Origin of the sequence: Methylibium sp. (genome assembly GCF_013817345.1) — a bacterium.
Classification (GTDB): Bacteria; Pseudomonadota; Gammaproteobacteria; order Burkholderiales; family Burkholderiaceae_C; genus Methylibium.
Genome location: NZ_JACDCW010000101.1, coordinates 1 through 15,066, shown reverse-complemented (window position 1 = coordinate 15,066; position 15,066 = coordinate 1). Strand labels below are relative to the sequence as shown.

Genomic DNA, 15,066 nt, shown 5'->3' with positions numbered 1-15,066 from the left:
ATGCAGGTGGCGCGCAACTTCTACCTGCCCACCGCGAAGACGCTGACCCGCAAGATCTACGAGATCCTGCTCGCGCTCAAGATCGAGAGCCAGCTGAGCAAGGACGAGATCCTCGAGGTCTACATGAACCAGATCTACCTCGGCCAGCGCGCTTACGGCTTCGCCGCCGCGGCCGACATCTACTTCGGCAAGTCGCTCCTGGACATCACGGTGGCCGAGGCGGCCATGCTGGCAGGCTTGCCCAAGGCGCCTTCGGCCTACAACCCGGTGGTCAACCCGACTCGCGCCCGCCAGCGCCAGCAGCACATCATCGAGCGCATGTTCGTGAACGGCTACATCACCGAGGAACAAGCAGACGCCGCACAGGAGGAAGAACTCGTCTACCGCCAGCGCATCGTCGTGCCACTGCATGCCGACTACGTGGCCGAGGCGGCGCGCCAGCTGATCTACAGCCAGTACGGCGAATACGCGTACACGCGCGGCCTGAACGTCTACACGAGCGTGCGTTCGGTCGATCAGGAGGCCGCCTACCGCGCCGTGCGCCGCGGTATCACCAACTTCGAGCGCCGGCAGTTCTACCGGGGCCCCGAGGACGTCATCGACCTCTCGGGCGATGCGAGCACGAGGGGCGCGCGCATCGCCGAAGCGCTGGTCAATCACCCCGACAACGACGAGATCAAGGCCGCCGTGGTGCTCGAGGCCAGCCCAAAGGAGGTGGTGGCCGTGCTGCAGAACGGCGAGACCCTCACCATCACCGGCACCGGCCTGCGCCCGGCCGCGTCCGGCCTCTCGCCGAAGGCCAACCCCAAGATCAAGATCAACCCCGGCGCGGTGATCCGGGTCATCCAGGGCGACAAGGACGAGTGGTCGATCACCCAGTTGCCCGAGGTCGAGGCAGCGCTGATCGCCCTGGACCCGCGCACTGGCGTCATTCGCAGCATGGTTGGCGGCTTCGACCATGCCAAGAGCAAGTTCAACCATGCGACCCAGGCCTGGCGCCAGCCGGGCTCGAGCTTCAAGCCCTTCATCTATTCGGCCGCACTCGAAAAAGGCTTCACGCCGGCCACCGTGATCAACGATGCCCCACTGTTCTACGACGCGGTCACCACCGGCAGCCAGCCCTGGGAGCCGAAGAACTACGACGGCGAGTTCGACGGCCCGATGTCGATGCGCCGCGCGCTGGCAAAGTCGAAGAACATGGTCTCGATTCGCATCCTGGAGGCCATCGGCACCGACTACGCGCAAAGCTGGATCAGCCGTTTCGGCTTTGACGCCGACAAGCACCTGCCCTACCTGCCGCTGGCATTGGGCACAGGCTCGGTCACGCCCCTGCAGATGGCCACCGGGTATGCGGTCTTCGCCAACGGCGGCTACCGCGTCAACCCGGTCCTGGTGACGCGGGTGACCGACAACCGCGGCCGCATCGTCGCTCAGACCGACGTGTCGGTGCCCGATGTGTCGGTGCCTGCCATTAACCCGCGCAACGCTTTCCTGACGAGCAGCCTGCTGCAGGAAGTTACCCGCACCGGCACTGCGGCGCGTGCGCAGGCGGTGCTCAAGCGCCCGGACCTGTACGGCAAGACGGGAACCACCAACGACTCTCTCGATGCCTGGTTTGCCGGGTACACCAAAAGCCTGGTGACGGTGGTGTGGATCGGCTACGACCAGCCCAAGAAGCTCGGCGACCGGGAAACCGGCGGCGGCCTGGCATTGCCGGTGTGGATCGACTACATGAGCACCGCCCTGAAGGATGTGCCGGTCAACGAGGTCAAGCCGCCGCCGGGCGTTCTCAATGTCGCGGGCGAGTGGTACTACGAGGAGTACGGGCCGGACAACGGTGTCACGAGTCTGGGCCTCGAAGACCCGATCGCCCCACCGGCGCCGAGCGAAGAAGAGCGCCGGAGCATCCTCGACCTGTTCAAGAACTAAGGCGGGTCAGCGAGCCCTTGCGCAAAGCGGACGCGTCAACGGCTTTCAGGCCGCGCTCAAGTCGCCGGTGCGTCGAACGTCAATTGTTTTGCCGCCTGCTCGCTCGCGCACTCGGACAGGGTCCTCCAGAACTCGGCCCCGCTTTTCGTGTCGCGCCAGCGACCGTCGGCGTGGCGGTAATGAAAGCCGCCCCGGCGCGCCGCCAACCAGATTTCCTGCAAGGGCGGCTGCGTGTTGACGACGATCTTGCTGCCTCCGGGAAAACTCAATTCGAGCAAACCGCCGGTGCGGTCGGCGTCGATGTCCACCACGTCGTCCTGCAGCCAACGGTCGACCTGGCGCTCGATGCCGGCCAGCAGCTCCGAAGTGAGCGCCCGGTACTGCGCGTCGCTCAGCGACGCCGAAACTGAATCAGCAGAGGCAGGGCTCATTCGTAGAATCCATTCATGTTTAAACGCTTGAAGATTCTAGGCAGCCGCTGCACCGCACTCGCAGTGTGTGCATTGGCGCTCGCCGCCTGCGGGCAGAAGGGTTCCCTCTTTCTGGCACCGCCCGCAGGTAGCGCCTCGGCGCCGCAAGCCGCCACGCCGCCGGCAGCGCCGGCCTCGCAGTGAGCCTGCCCGGCGCGCCGTTCGTCGCTTACGGCGGCGACGAACTCTTCATCGACGGCTGCGCAGCAAGCGAACTCGGCGAGCGCTTCGGCACGCCGCTCTACGTCTATTCGCGGCGCGCAATGCTCGCCGCGCTCGAGCCTTACCAGCGAGCGCTGCAAGGCCGCCAGCATCTGATCTGCTATGCAATGAAGGCTAACTCCAGCCTGGCCGTGCTGCAGACCTTCGCCGCAGCCGGATGCGGCTTCGACATCGTCTCGGGCGGCGAACTCCAGCGTGTGCTGGCCGCCGGTGGCGACCCGGGCAAGGTAGTGTTTTCGGGTCTCGGCAAGACACGCGCCGAAATGAAGCTCGCGCTCGAAGTCGGCGTGCGCTGCTTCAACGTGGAGAGCGAGGCCGAACTGGATCAGCTCTCGGCGGTGGCCGCATCGCTGGGCCATCGGGCGCCCGTCAGCCTGCGCGTCAACCCCGACGTCGATGCGCGCACCCATCCGTACATCTCGACGGGCCTCAAGGACAACAAGTTCGGCATCGCGCATGAGCGCGCCGTCGAAACCTACCGGCGCGCCGCCCGTCTGCCTGGCCTCGAGGTCGTCGGCATCGATTGCCACATCGGCTCGCAGATCACCGAGATCGGCCCTTATCTCGACGCGCTCGATCGCCTGCTCGATCTGGTGGAAGCGGTGGAGGCCGAGGGCGTGAGCATTCGGCACCTCGACCTCGGCGGCGGACTGGGCATCCGGTACACCGACGAAACGCCGCCGGCCGCGGACGCGCTGATCGCCGCGCTGCTGGAGCGAATCGACGCGCGCGGCCACAGCCATCGCGCGCTGGTGTTCGAGCCGGGTCGCTCACTGGTCGGCAATGCCGGCGTGCTGCTCGGCGAGGTGCTCTATCTCAAACCTGGGACAGCGGCAGAAGAGAACAGCACGGGGCCAGGCAAGAACTTCTGCATCGTCGATGTCGCGATGAACGACTTGATGCGCCCTGCCATGTACGGTGCCACGATGGCCATCGTGGCCTGCCAGTCGCGCAACGAGCCGCAGACTGTCTATGACGTGGTCGGCCCGGTGTGCGAATCGGGCGACTGGCTGGGTCGCGACCGCGCACTCGCGGTGCGGCCGGGCGACCGGATCGCGGTGCTGAGTGCCGGTGCCTATGGCATGAGCATGGCCAGCAACTACAACAGCCGGCCGCGCGCGGCGGAAGTCATGGTCGATGGCGAACACGCCGCGTTGATCCGCGAGCGTGAGACGCCGGCCGAACTGTTTCGCGGCGAGCACCTGTTGCCGAGGTGAGGCGCGCTGCGCGGAGAGGTCTGTGCCCCACACACCCTCACCCCAACTCTCTCCCGCAAGCGGGAGAGGGAGTGCTTTTGCTCCCTCTCCCCCGTACTCGGGGGAGAGGGCTGGGGTGAGGGGGATGGGCCGTGCACGGAACCCGTATCGCGTCTAGATTCGTCCTTCGCTCACCGCATGGCAGGCCACATCGACGACGCCGATGCTCTGCAACTCCGGCCGCTCAATGCGGCAGCGCTCCAGCGCATGCGGGCAACGCGGATGAAACGCACAGCCGCTCGGCGGCTGCAGTGCATTGCCGGGCTCGCCGAGCACCGGCGCTTGCGTGCGGCCGCGCCTGCCGATGTCCGGAATTGCGTCGAGCAGCAGGCGGGTGTAGGGATGGCGCGGCGTGTCGAACAAGGCGCGCCGTGAAGCCAGCTCGACGATGCGACCGAGGTACATGACGCCGACCCGGTCGGCGACATGCCGCACAACCGCCAGGTTGTGCGAGATGAAGAGATAGGTCATGCCACGCTCGCGCTGCAGATCCTTCATCAGGTTGAGCACTTGGGCCTGCACCGACACGTCGAGCGCCGAGGTCGGCTCGTCGCAGACCAGGAACTCCGGCTCGCTGGCCAGCGCGCGGGCGATCGAGATGCGCTGGCGTTGGCCGCCCGAGAACTGGTGCGGATAGCGGGCCGCATCGGTGGCGCTCATCCCCACGTCAGCGAGCAGCCCGGCCACCCGCTCGCGCCGCAAGGCCGGCGAGGCAAGCAGCCGGTGCTCGATCAACGGTTCGGCCACGATGTCGTGAACGCTCCAGCGTGGATTCAGGCTGGCATACGGGTCCTGAAAAATCATCTGCAAGCGCCTTCGAAGCGCTCCTCCGCCGCGGCGGGCCGCCAGCGCAGGCGTGGCCGGTGCACCGTCGAAATGAACGCTGCCGGCGCTCGGCGCGTGCAGCCCTACCAGCAGGCGAGCGAGGGTGCTCTTGCCGCAGCCGGACTCGCCCACCAGTGCCAGGGTGTCGCCGCGTTCGATGGCGAAGCTGACGCCGTCAACCGCCCGCAGAACCTGTCGTGAGCGGCCTTCGAGCACGCGCTCGAGCCAGGGCGCCGACACGTCGAAGGACTTGACCAGCCCCCGGGCCTCGACCAGCGGCGGTGTCATCCGTGCGCCTCCTGCGAAGAATCGACGACGAGCCAGCAGGCCGCGCGCGTCGCGCCCGCCGGCATCAGCTCCGGCCGCTCGACGCGACAGCGCTCGAAAGCCTGGGGGCAGCGCGGGTGGAAGGGGCACCCGCCCGGATGCGCACCGGGCCGCGGCATCGCGCCATCGATCTGCGCAAGCCGCTCACGCTCATCGGCCAGCGAAGGGATCGACGCCATCAAGCCGGCGCTGTAGGGGTGCGCCGGCGTCTCGATCACCGCACGCACCGGCCCGATCTCGACGATGCGCCCGGCATACATCACCGCGACCCGGTCGCAGGCCTCGGCGATGACGCCCATGTCGTGGGTGATCAGCAGCACCGCAGTACCGTGATCACGGGAGAGCCGCCGGAGCAGGCCGATGATCTGCGCCTGGATCGACACGTCGAGCGCAGTCGTGGGCTCGTCCGCAATGAGAAGTTGCGGCTCTGCTGCCAGGGCCAAGGCGATGACGACGCGCTGTCGCATGCCGCCCGAAAACTGATGCGGGTAGTGATCGATGCGCAGCTCGGCGGCCGTGATGCCGGTTTCGCGCAGCAGCTGGACGGCACGTTCGCGCGCCGCCCGCTCGCCGAGAGGCAAATGGGTGCGGATGGTTTCGATGAGCTGCCGGCCCACCGTGTAAAGCGGGTCGAGCGCCGTCAGCGGGTCTTGAAATACGGCACCGATGCGCCGGCCGCGGATGCGGCGCAGCTCGGCTGGCGGCAGCTGGTCGATGCGCGCGCCGCCGAGCCGCACCTCACCGGCGGCCATGCGCGCCGGCGGCTCGAGCAGGCCGATGATCGCCGCGCCGGTGAGAGACTTGCCGGCACCGGATTCGCCGACCAGGCCAAGGGTTTCGCCGGCGGCCAGCTCGAAGCTCACGCCGTCGAGCGCACGCAGCGCGCCGCGCCGACCGGTGAAGTCGACGCACAGGTCGCGAACCTCCAGCAGCGGTACTTCCACGTTCAAGGGTCGACTCCAGCGGCCCGCACGCTCAGCGCAGCCGCGGGTTGAGCGCGTCGCGCAGCCAGTCGCCGAGCAGGTTCACGCTGAGCGCGATGAGCACCAGCATGGCGCCGGGAAAGATCGTGATCCACCATTCGCCGCTGAAGAGAAAGTCGTTGCCGACGCGGATCAGGGTGCCCAGCGACGGCGAGGTCGGCGGCACGCCGACGCCCAGAAAACTCAGCGTCGCCTCGGTCAGGATGGCCGAGGCGACCTGGATCGTGGCGAGCACCAGCACCGGACCCAGCACATTGGGCAGCACATGGCGGCGCATGATGCGCGCCGGCGCCACGCCGATCACGCGCGCGGCCTGCACGTACTCCTTCCGACGCTCCACCAGGGTGGCGCCGCGCACGGTGCGCGCGTACTGCACCCAGCCGGTCAGCGAAATGGCGAGGATCAGCACGCCGAAGGCGAGCAGGCCCTGCGCATTGGGGAAAACCGCGCGGCCGACGCCGTCGATCAGCAGCGCGACCAGGATCGCCGGAAAGGACAGCATCACATCGCACACCCGCATGATGAAGGCATCGACCCAGCCGCCGACAAATCCCGCCACCAAGCCGAGTGTCACGCCGACGAGCATCGACAGCAGCACCGAAGCCAAGCCCACCAACAGCGAAATGCGCGCGCCGTGGATCACCGCCGAGAGGATGTCGCGGCCCTGGTCGTCGGTACCCAGGAAATGCTCGACCCGCCCGCCCTCCAGCCAGGCCGGCGGCAGCCGCGAGTTCGCCAGATTCAGCGTCGCCAGATCGAAAGGATCGTGCGGCGCCACCCAGCCGGCGAACAGCGCGCAGAACAGGCAGACCGCTGCGACCGCCGCCGCCCCTACCGCCACCGGCGAGGTGCGAAAGCTGTGCCACAGATCGCTGTCGAAGGCGCGCTGCCATCGGCTCATGGGTGCGGTCGTCAATTCCACGGAGAAGCTCAGTGCACAGCCGCGGCGGTCTCGATGCGCAGCCGTGGATCAACAGCGAAATACAGCAGGTCGACGCACAGGTTGATGATCACGAAGACCAGCGCGATCAGGCACAGGTAGGCGGCCATCACGGGAATGTCGGCGAAGGCGATCGCTTGAATGAACAGCAGCCCCATGCCGGGCCAGTGGAACACCGTCTCGGTGATGATCGAAAAAGCGATGAGCGAGCCCAGTTGCAGGCCGGTGATGGTGATCACCGGCACCAGCGTGTTCTTGAGCGCATGGCCGAAATGCACCGAACGGCTGCTCAGGCCTCGAGCGTGCGCGAAACGGATGAAGTCGGCGCGCAAGACTTCCAGCATCTCGGCGCGCACCAGCCGCACGATCAACGCCAGTTGAAACACCGCCAGAGTCACGGCCGGGAGCAACAGGTGCCGCCAGCCGGAAAGCGTGAAGAACCCAGTGCTCCAGCCGCCGACATTCAGGACCTCGCCCCGGCCGAAGCTTGGTAGCCACGGCAGCCAGACCGAGAACACCAGGATCAGGAGGATGCCGATGAGAAAGGTGGGCAGCGAAACGCCGAGCAGCGAGCCCGCCATGATCAGCTGCGACAAGACGCCGCCGCGCTCAAGCGCAGCTGCGATGCCGAGCGGCAGACCCACGCCGAGCGCCAGCACGGCGGCAGCGAGCGAAAGTTCGAGCGTGGCGGGCAAGCGCTCGGCAATGAGCGCCGAGACTTCGCGGCCCTGGCGCAGGCTCACACCGAACTCGCCTTGCAGCGCATTGCCGACGAAGCTGGCGAACTGCATGGCGAAGGCCCGATCCAGACCCAGGTCGGCGCGCAGTTGCACACGCTGCTGCTCGGTAGCGTCCTGCCCCAGCAGGTGCGTGACCGGATCGCCGACGTACTGAAAGAGCATGAAGGCAATGAAGCTCACCGCGAGCATCACGAGGGCGGCTTGGAGCAGGCGGCGCAGGAGAAAGGCGAGCATGAGTTCAGCGAGGAGAGCCGCAATGGTGCCGGACGGCACGTGCCTGGACAACGCACGGCTTTACAACCAACGGCTCTCGCCACGGCGAAGACAGGGAACGATTGGCCGAGCCCAAAAGAAAAGGCGCCCGATGGGCGCCTTTTCAACACAGGGAAACGCGATCAGAAGTTGTGGCCGATGCCGAAAGCAACTTGCGTGTCGCGGGTGAACGTCTCGTCGTTGTCGCCCTCGCGCTTGGTCACAACGGTGTACAGCTGAGTCCGCTTGGACAGGCTGTAACGCAGGGAGGCGCCGTACTTGTCCTGGTCGAGGTCGCCATTTGCCGTTTCGACGGTGGAGGTGGTGTACTGCGCACGGAACTGGAATGCGCCGAAGGGAACCATCACGCCGACGTTGTAGGCGTCGTGATCAGTGCCTTCCGTGAAGGCCGTGGACGAACCAAGATCGGTGGTGTTCTGATAACTTCCGAGCAAGGTTGCGACGCCGAAGTTATACGAAGCACCCACAGTAGCGACCTCGTTGTAGCTGCCGCTCTTGTCCGCGTTGAACTCGTTAGCAGGCGTAGTGTCCGGGTCGTCGGCGCGAGCCGGCTTGTTGGCGTAGGTTTCATACGACAAGGCCGCCTTTAGGGGACCGGCCGAGTAGCTCACCATCAAGCCTTGCTGACGCGCGGTGACGCCTTCACCAGCCGCCACAAGACCACGTACCTGGAACCCGCCGAAACTGGGTGAGAGATACTGAACGGCATTGTCAACACGGCTAGAAAAATTCTGGAACAAGGGTCGGTTGCTCGCCACGCTCTCGGTGATGGTCAATTCGCCTTCACTCGAAATGTCGCCCGTCAGCAAGTTCACTTCACGAGTCAGCGTTTGCTGGCGACCGAGGCGAACTTCGCCCAGGCTTTTCGAGCTCAGGCTAACGAAGGCTTGACGATCAAAGAGCTTGGAGCCGCTCTGGGCGCCGGTATCGCCATTGAAACCGGACTCGATGACGAAGTTGGCCTTCAGGCCGCCACCCAAATCTTCGCTGCCACGCAGGCCCCAACGCGAGCCGCCGATGACGTCGTGGCCGTTTAAGGAGTACCGCGAATCGCCGCGATCGGAGCCCGGATCGGTCCAGACGAGCGCGTTATCGAGACGACCGTACAGCGTGACCGAAGACTGCGCCGAAACGGCGCCGGTGAAGGCACCCAGCACGGCAAGAGCGAGGATTGACTTTTTCATTACGACCATCTCCTAAGTTGGAAAGAAGAATTCAGCAAGGCCGAGGTTTCCTCAGCCATCCCGACAAAAACCCGAACCGGGCGTTGAATCGGATTCGACCAGAGCCCTGCGTTCGTGAACAGTGCTTCGTCCAAATTGCAGGCTTTTTTGTTGCCACGATGCAACTTACTGCCCTGGCCGATTGCATTCACGGGGCCGTCATCAGGGTAAGCGCGCAGCGTCCGCCGCCTCCGCGCTATGGTCGAGACGTCGCTGGAGCCCGCTGCGGCGAACCGCCCAAACCCTGAACAACGAGTTCCAACATGCCACAACTCAGCCCTGCCGACCGGCTGATCGCCAGCCTCGACAACGCCCTGCGCACCGTGTTCGGCAGCCATTCGGCATCGCGGCCCCTACCGCAGCCGAGCGAGGCCGCCGCTCCCCTGAGCGAATCCGAACGCGCGCTTTCCGTGGCGCTGATGCGTGTCAACCACGTTGGCGAGGTGTGTGCCCAGGCCTTGTACGAAGCGCAAGCCCTCGGCACGCGCGACCCCGCGCTCAAAGCACGCTACGAGGCAGCGGCGAGCGAGGAAACCGATCATTTGGCCTGGACCGAGACGCGACTCGAACAACTCGGCGGCCGCGCTAGCTGGCTCAATCCGCTGTGGTACGCCGGTGCCTTCGGCATCGGGCTTGTGGCCGGACGCGCGGGCGATGCAAGGAGCCTGGGCTTTCTGGTCGAAACCGAGCGCCAGGTCGAGCAGCACCTGGCGGGTCATCTCGAGCGGCTGCCGCCTCGCGATGCCGAGTCCCGCGCCATCGTGGCGCAGATGCGTGATGACGAAGCGCGCCACGCCCAAGGCGCCGAAGAAGCCGGTGCGGCCACCCTGCCGGCGCCGATGCGCTGGCTGATGCGCGGCGCAGCTAAGGTGATGACGACGGTGGCGCAGCGGATCTGAGCTCGATCACCGTGGCACTGCGTGGCCCCGCTCAGAGATCGACGATTTCGACTGCGGTGGTCATCTCGGCCGTCTTGCCGAGCATGGCGCTGGCCGAGCAGTACTTCTCGTGCGAGAGCTGCACCGCGCGTTCGACCACGGCGGGCGACAAGCCCCGGCCGCTCACGATGAAGTGCATGTGGATCCGCGTGAACACCTTGGGGTCCGTCGTTGCGCGCTCCGCCGTGAGGCGGACTTCACAGTCGCGCACATCGTGGCGGCCCCGCTTGAGGATGAGCACCACGTCGTAGGCAGTGCAACCGCCGGTGCCGGCCAATACCGTTTCCATCGGCCGCGGCGCGAGGTTGCGGCCGCCACCGTCGGGCGCGCCGTCCATGGCGATCAGGTGGCCGCTGCCCGTTTCGGCGTGAAAGGCCATGCCGGCCGCGGCTTGCCAGCGAACGGTGCATTCCATCCTCGATCTCCTTGTGCTGAGGGCTGCAGATTGTGCCGTTCTGCCGCAATGGAGCCGCCACCTCGAAGCCAGAGGGCGTTGATCCGCCTCACCTCATGGGGCGGCACTAGAATCCAGACGCGTTGCGCAGGCTGAGCTTGCGCGACATCGCTTGTCTCCTCCACCCTCCAACCGGTGGATTTCAGCCCAAGGCCTCGCGGCCTTGGGCTTTTTTCTTGCCCGAGTAGACGCCGGCTCGCCGCGGTGAAATTGGGTGCGACTGGCGCCACCGTTCTTGACCGACGAGGTCATCGCACGTCGCGCCCCGACAGGCGCCTGCCTTATCATCGCGCCGCTTCGCAGGAGGAGACCCCGATGGCCCGCGCCGCGCGCCCCCCGATCCGTTCCGAAGCGTCCGTCCGCCCCGTGAACCGCACTCCTGCGGGGCCGACCGACTACCTGCAGCGCATCCTGACCGCCAAGGTCTACGACGTGGCCGTCGAGTCGGCGCTGCAGCCCGCGCCCCAACTCTCCGAGCGCCTGGCCAACCGCGTGCTGCTCAAGCGCGAAGACGAGCAGCCGGTGTTCAGCTTCAAGCTGCGTGGCGCCTACAACAAGATGGCGCACCTGAGTCCCGCGCAGCTGGAGCGCGGCGTGATCTGCGCCTCGGCCGGCAACCATGCGCAAGGGGTGGCGCTCTCCGCCCGCAAGCTGGGCTGCCGGGCGTTGATCGTGATGCCCGTGACCACCCCGCAGCTCAAGATCGACGCGGTGCGTGCGCTGGGCGGCGAGGTAGTGCTGCACGGCGACAGCTACTCCGACGCCCATGCCCACGCGCTCGAACTGGAGCAAGCTCAAGGCGCCACCTTCGTCCATCCCTTCGACGATCCCGACGTCATCGCCGGCCAGGGCACCATCGCCATGGAGATCCTGCGCCAGCACCAGGGGCCCATCGACGCGGTGTTCGTCGCCATCGGCGGCGGCGGCCTGATTTCGGGCGTGGCCTCCTACATCAAGGCGGTGCGTCCGGAGATCCAGGTCATTGGCGTGCAGACCACCGACTCCGATGCGATGGTGCGCTCCGTGCGCGCCGGCGAGCGGGTGCTGCTGCCCGACGTGGGGCTGTTCTCCGACGGCACCGCGGTAAAGCTCGTCGGCGAGGAGACCTTCCGGCTGACCCGTGAACTGGTCGACGGCTTCGAGATCGTCGACACCGACGCCGTCTGCGCCGCCATCAAGGACGTGTTCCAGGACACCCGGGCCATCCTCGAGCCGGCCGGCGCGATGGGGGTGGCGGCGATCAAGCAGTACGTTGCTCGCGAGCGCTGCGCAGGCCGCACCTTCGTGGCGATCACCTGCGGCGCCAACATGAACTTTGATCGGCTGCGCTTCGTGGCCGAGCGCGCCGAGGTGGGCGAGGAGCGCGAGGCGCTGTTCGCGGTGACCATTCCGGAAGAGCGCGGCTCCTTCAAGCGCTTTTGCGAACTGGTCGGCCCGCGCAGCGTGACCGAGTTCAACTACCGCATTTCCGACGCCGAGCGGGCGCACGTATTCGTGGGCCTGACCACTGCCGCCCATGGCGAATCGGCGCGCATCGCCGACGGCTTCGCTGCTCAGGGCTTCCCGACCGTCGACCTGACCCAGGACGAGCTCGCCAAGACGCACATCCGCCACCTCGTCGGCGGGCGCTCCGAGCTGGCGCAGGGCGAGCGGCTGTTTCGTTTCGTGTTCCCCGAGCGGCCCGGCGCGCTGATGCGCTTTCTGACGCGAATGCACCCCGACTGGAACATCAGCCTCTTTCACTACCGCAACCAGGGCGCCGACTACGGCCGCATCCTCGTCGGCCTGCAGGTGCCTCCCGGCGAAGCGCAGGCCCTCGACGCTTTCCTGGCCTCGCTCGACTACCCCTGCGTCGAGGAGACCGACAACCCCGTGTACCGGCTCTTCCTGCGCTGAGCTTGCACCGCTCGCTCCGCGCGGGCGACGTCCACCCACCCCCCGGTCCGCCGGTCGCCGCCGTGCGATCCAGCGGGCACAATCGCGCGACTTCAAAGCCCACACCCTCATGTCCGTGCAGCGTTCCCTGATCGCCCCTACCGCCCATCCCCGGCTCGAGGACGCCCTGCGCCTGAAGCTGCAGCGTCGCGGCGAAACCGCCGGCAGCCTGGGCGAGCTCGAACCGCTCGCGGTGCGCCTGGGGCTGATCCAGAACACGCTCAAGCCGCGCTTGCATCAGCCGCAGCTAATGGTGTTCGCCGGTGATCATGGTCTCGTCGTAGAAGGTCTGACGCCACCTGGCGCCTCGACCCTGTCCCTGGTCACAGACCTGCTGGCCGGCCGGCTGCCGATGGCAGTGTTTTCTTTCATCCAGGGCATGAACATCAGCGTGATCGACGCCGGCCTGGCTGATGAACTGGGCCCGCATCCGGCCCTGCTGCAGCGCAAGATCGGTTTCGGCACCCGCAATGCCCGCTTCGCCGCCGCAATGTCGGTGGATCAGGCGCATGCCGCCATCCGCGCCGGCATGGAAATGGCCGACACCATGCCCGGCAACGTGCTCGCCTGCGCCGGCATCGGCATCGGCTCGCACGAAAGCGCGGCGATGCTGATCTCGCGCATTGCCGACGCGCCGATCGCCGGTCTGCTGCAAACGCAGGACGCCTTGCCGTCGGAGCCGTTGCTTGGCGTGCTCGATGCGGTGCGGACACGGCATGACGGCGTCACCGATCCGGTCGAAGTGCTCGCCGCCTTCGGCGGTTTCGAAATTGCCATGATGGTCGGTGCCATGCTGGTGGCCGCTAGCAAGCGCCACCTGATCATGGTCGACGGCGTGCCGGCCTGCGCGGCGCTGCTGGTGGCCTCGCGCATCGCCGCGCCGGTGACCGACTATGTCGTTTTCTGCCGCAGCCACAGCCACCCGGGGCTCGACCAGGCCATGGGAATCTTCCAGGCCAGCGCCCTGCTCGAACTGGGCATGGAAAGCACCGACGGCACCGGCGCCACCCTGGCCTGGCCGCTGATCCACAGCGCGGCAGCGTTGCTGAGCGAAGTGGTCGAAGGAGAAGACGCCGGCCCGACCCTGCCGTCGTCAGCGTTGATGCCGGAGGCCGCCGAAGCACAGCGCAGCGGACCGCGCTCGCTTTGAATTTCAGGCCGGGCGACGACGCAATGTCTGCGCGCCAGCCGCCGCTTCCCCGCGCTAGCGGCGGTTGATGCGATCGTCTGCCGGATCGGTCTCGTGGGCTGACTGGCCGCTGTCAGGGGCGGGCGCAAGCGGGTCTGGCGAGGGTGGCGCCACGAATTCGGACTGCTCGGGCGGTTCGAACTGTCCCGGATATTCCGGGGGCTGCGCCGGCTCGGCGGCCGCGGGCGAAAAGGAAGGCGCCGGCGGCAGACTGCCGGTGGCCGCCGGCACCAGCGGCGGCAGCTCCAGCCGAACCGCCGCCGAGCCTTCCGACGGCCCGATCGTGGCGCCGCGGCGGGCGACCGCCTGAAGCACCAGAGTGCCGTCGACCGCCGAGCCGATCCTGAAAGGCCGCGGCGGCTTGCCGTCGACAGCAATGAGCGCGATGCCTTCACCCGCACCACGCTCGCCGGCTTGCGGTGCCATCACGCCAACCAGCTTGAAGCGGCTGGCCAGGCCCGGCTCGGTCGGCGAGGGGGCGTCGGCCGCTGCCGGCGTGGCGAACAGGCGCATGACATCGCCCCGAAGCACCATGACTGTGGACACCGGCTGGACGGAGGCGGGCAGCGGCGGAGCCGCGACGCCGACACGCAGGCCCCAATAGGCCAAACATGCCGCAACAGCGGCCCACAAGAAGAACGCAGCGATACGGGCTGACATGGCACGCGATTATGATGGACAGGCCCTCACACACGACGGTTGCCGAGCGCCGTCCGAGCTCTCAAATGACGCCTGTTCACTCTTTCCCGCGCCGTTGCGTGCGCGGCTTCACGCTGATCGAGTTGATGGTCGTGCTGGTCATCATCGGCGTGCTGGCCGCGCTGATCGTGCCCAACGTGCTGGACCGCGCCGACGACGCGCGCGTCACCGCTGCGCGCACCGATGTCAATAATCTGATGCAGTCGCTCAAGCTGTACCGCCTGGACAACCAGCGCTATCCCACCGCCGAACAGGGGCTGCAAGCGCTGGTCTCCAAACCTGGCGCCACGCCGGTGCCGCCGAACTGGAAGCCCTATCTCGAAAAGCTGCCGAACGATCCCTGGGGCCGGCCTTATCAGTATGTGAACCCGGGCGTGAAGGGCCAGGTCGACGTGTTCAGCTTCGGCTTCGACGGACAGTCCGGCGGCGAAGACCGCGACGCCGACATCGGCTCCTGGCAGTGAACAGCCGGCGCGCAGCGCCCGAAAGCCCTCCGTGACACGGCTGCCTCGCGCGGCGCGCGGCTTCACGATCGTGGAACTGCTGATCGTGGTGGCGGTGATTGCCATCGCCTCCTCCGTCGCCGTGCTGGCGTTGCGCGATCCCTCGGCCACGCGCCTCGAGCGCGAGGCGGCGCGGCTCGCGGCCTTGCTCGAGTCGGCC

The 15,066-nt window shown here is 67.1% G+C and carries 16 protein-coding genes; 8 read left to right on the top strand and 8 right to left on the bottom strand.

Annotated elements, in window-relative coordinates; genetic code table 11:
- On the top strand, window positions 1–1,929 hold a 1,929-nt coding region (locus H0W40_RS16210), incomplete at its 5' end, for a penicillin-binding protein 1A (RefSeq protein WP_292448192.1).
- 56 nt (window positions 1,930–1,985) lie between these two features.
- Here H0W40_RS16210 and cyaY read toward each other — a convergent pair.
- Complete coding sequence (cyaY, locus tag H0W40_RS16205; protein WP_292448201.1) at window positions 1,986–2,324, bottom strand: iron donor protein CyaY; 339 nt, start codon at window positions 2,322–2,324, stop codon at window positions 1,986–1,988.
- A gap of 51 nt (window positions 2,325–2,375) precedes the next feature.
- Here cyaY and H0W40_RS20065 point away from each other — a divergent pair, with 51 nt between their 5' ends.
- Together H0W40_RS20065 and lysA are read left to right on the top strand one after the other, a co-directional pair.
- On the top strand, window positions 2,376–2,543 hold the full coding sequence (locus tag H0W40_RS20065; RefSeq protein ID WP_367153830.1) for a lipoprotein: 168 nt from the start codon (window positions 2,376–2,378) through the stop codon (window positions 2,541–2,543).
- Entirely contained in the window at window positions 2,540–3,838 is a 1,299-nt protein-coding gene (gene lysA, locus H0W40_RS16200; RefSeq protein WP_292448191.1) for a diaminopimelate decarboxylase, read from the top strand. The genes H0W40_RS20065 and lysA overlap by 4 nt, the downstream gene beginning before the upstream one ends.
- Window positions 3,839–3,991: 153 nt before the next feature.
- Here the strand turns inward: lysA and H0W40_RS16195 are convergent, their stop codons facing one another.
- The 5 genes from H0W40_RS16195 to H0W40_RS16175 form a co-directional block, all read right to left on the bottom strand.
- Window positions 3,992–4,990, bottom strand: a complete 999-nt coding sequence (locus H0W40_RS16195; protein WP_292448189.1) for an ABC transporter ATP-binding protein — start codon at window positions 4,988–4,990, stop codon at window positions 3,992–3,994.
- A complete protein-coding gene (locus tag H0W40_RS16190) occupies window positions 4,987–5,973 on the bottom strand; it encodes an ABC transporter ATP-binding protein (RefSeq protein WP_292448199.1) in 987 nt (328 codons plus the stop codon). The genes H0W40_RS16195 and H0W40_RS16190 overlap by 4 nt, the downstream gene beginning before the upstream one ends.
- Before the next feature lie 31 nt (window positions 5,974–6,004).
- Window positions 6,005–6,913 carry an ABC transporter permease gene (locus tag H0W40_RS16185; protein ID WP_292448196.1) on the bottom strand — a complete coding sequence of 303 codons (909 nt, stop codon included), beginning with the start codon at window positions 6,911–6,913 and terminating at the stop codon, window positions 6,005–6,007.
- A 29-nt stretch (window positions 6,914–6,942) separates the two neighbouring features.
- Window positions 6,943–7,926, bottom strand: a complete 984-nt coding sequence (locus H0W40_RS16180; RefSeq protein ID WP_292448186.1) for an ABC transporter permease — start codon at window positions 7,924–7,926, stop codon at window positions 6,943–6,945.
- A gap of 161 nt (window positions 7,927–8,087) precedes the next feature.
- Entirely contained in the window at window positions 8,088–9,149 is a 1,062-nt protein-coding gene (locus H0W40_RS16175; protein ID WP_292448184.1) for a porin, read from the bottom strand.
- Between the two features lie 302 nt (window positions 9,150–9,451).
- On the opposite strand from H0W40_RS16175, the gene coq7 reads away from it, so the two are divergent.
- A complete protein-coding gene (coq7, locus tag H0W40_RS16170) occupies window positions 9,452–10,087 on the top strand; it encodes a 2-polyprenyl-3-methyl-6-methoxy-1,4-benzoquinone monooxygenase (RefSeq protein ID WP_292448181.1) in 636 nt (211 codons plus the stop codon).
- Between the two features lie 31 nt (window positions 10,088–10,118).
- On the opposite strand, the gene H0W40_RS16165 is transcribed toward coq7, so the two are convergent.
- On the bottom strand, window positions 10,119–10,541 hold the full coding sequence (locus tag H0W40_RS16165) for an OsmC family protein (protein ID WP_292448178.1): 423 nt from the start codon (window positions 10,539–10,541) through the stop codon (window positions 10,119–10,121).
- A 354-nt stretch (window positions 10,542–10,895) separates the two neighbouring features.
- Between H0W40_RS16165 and ilvA the strand changes: the two genes are divergently transcribed.
- Complete coding sequence (ilvA, locus tag H0W40_RS16160; protein ID WP_292448176.1) at window positions 10,896–12,476, top strand: threonine ammonia-lyase, biosynthetic; 1,581 nt, start codon at window positions 10,896–10,898, stop codon at window positions 12,474–12,476.
- 109 nt (window positions 12,477–12,585) lie between these two features.
- Window positions 12,586–13,665, top strand: a complete 1,080-nt coding sequence (locus tag H0W40_RS16155) for a nicotinate-nucleotide--dimethylbenzimidazole phosphoribosyltransferase (RefSeq protein WP_292448173.1) — start codon at window positions 12,586–12,588, stop codon at window positions 13,663–13,665.
- Between the two features lie 54 nt (window positions 13,666–13,719).
- Here the strand turns inward: H0W40_RS16155 and H0W40_RS16150 are convergent, their stop codons facing one another.
- Window positions 13,720–14,364, bottom strand: coding sequence for a hypothetical protein (locus tag H0W40_RS16150; RefSeq protein WP_292448171.1), 645 nt, complete (start codon window positions 14,362–14,364; stop codon window positions 13,720–13,722).
- A 65-nt stretch (window positions 14,365–14,429) separates the two neighbouring features.
- On the opposite strand from H0W40_RS16150, the gene gspG reads away from it, so the two are divergent.
- Both gspG and H0W40_RS16140 read left to right on the top strand, forming a co-directional pair.
- A complete protein-coding gene (gspG, locus tag H0W40_RS16145; protein WP_292448168.1) occupies window positions 14,430–14,867 on the top strand; it encodes a type II secretion system major pseudopilin GspG in 438 nt (145 codons plus the stop codon).
- A gap of 31 nt (window positions 14,868–14,898) precedes the next feature.
- On the top strand, window positions 14,899–15,066 hold a 168-nt coding region (locus tag H0W40_RS16140; protein ID WP_292448194.1), incomplete at its 3' end, for a Tfp pilus assembly protein FimT/FimU.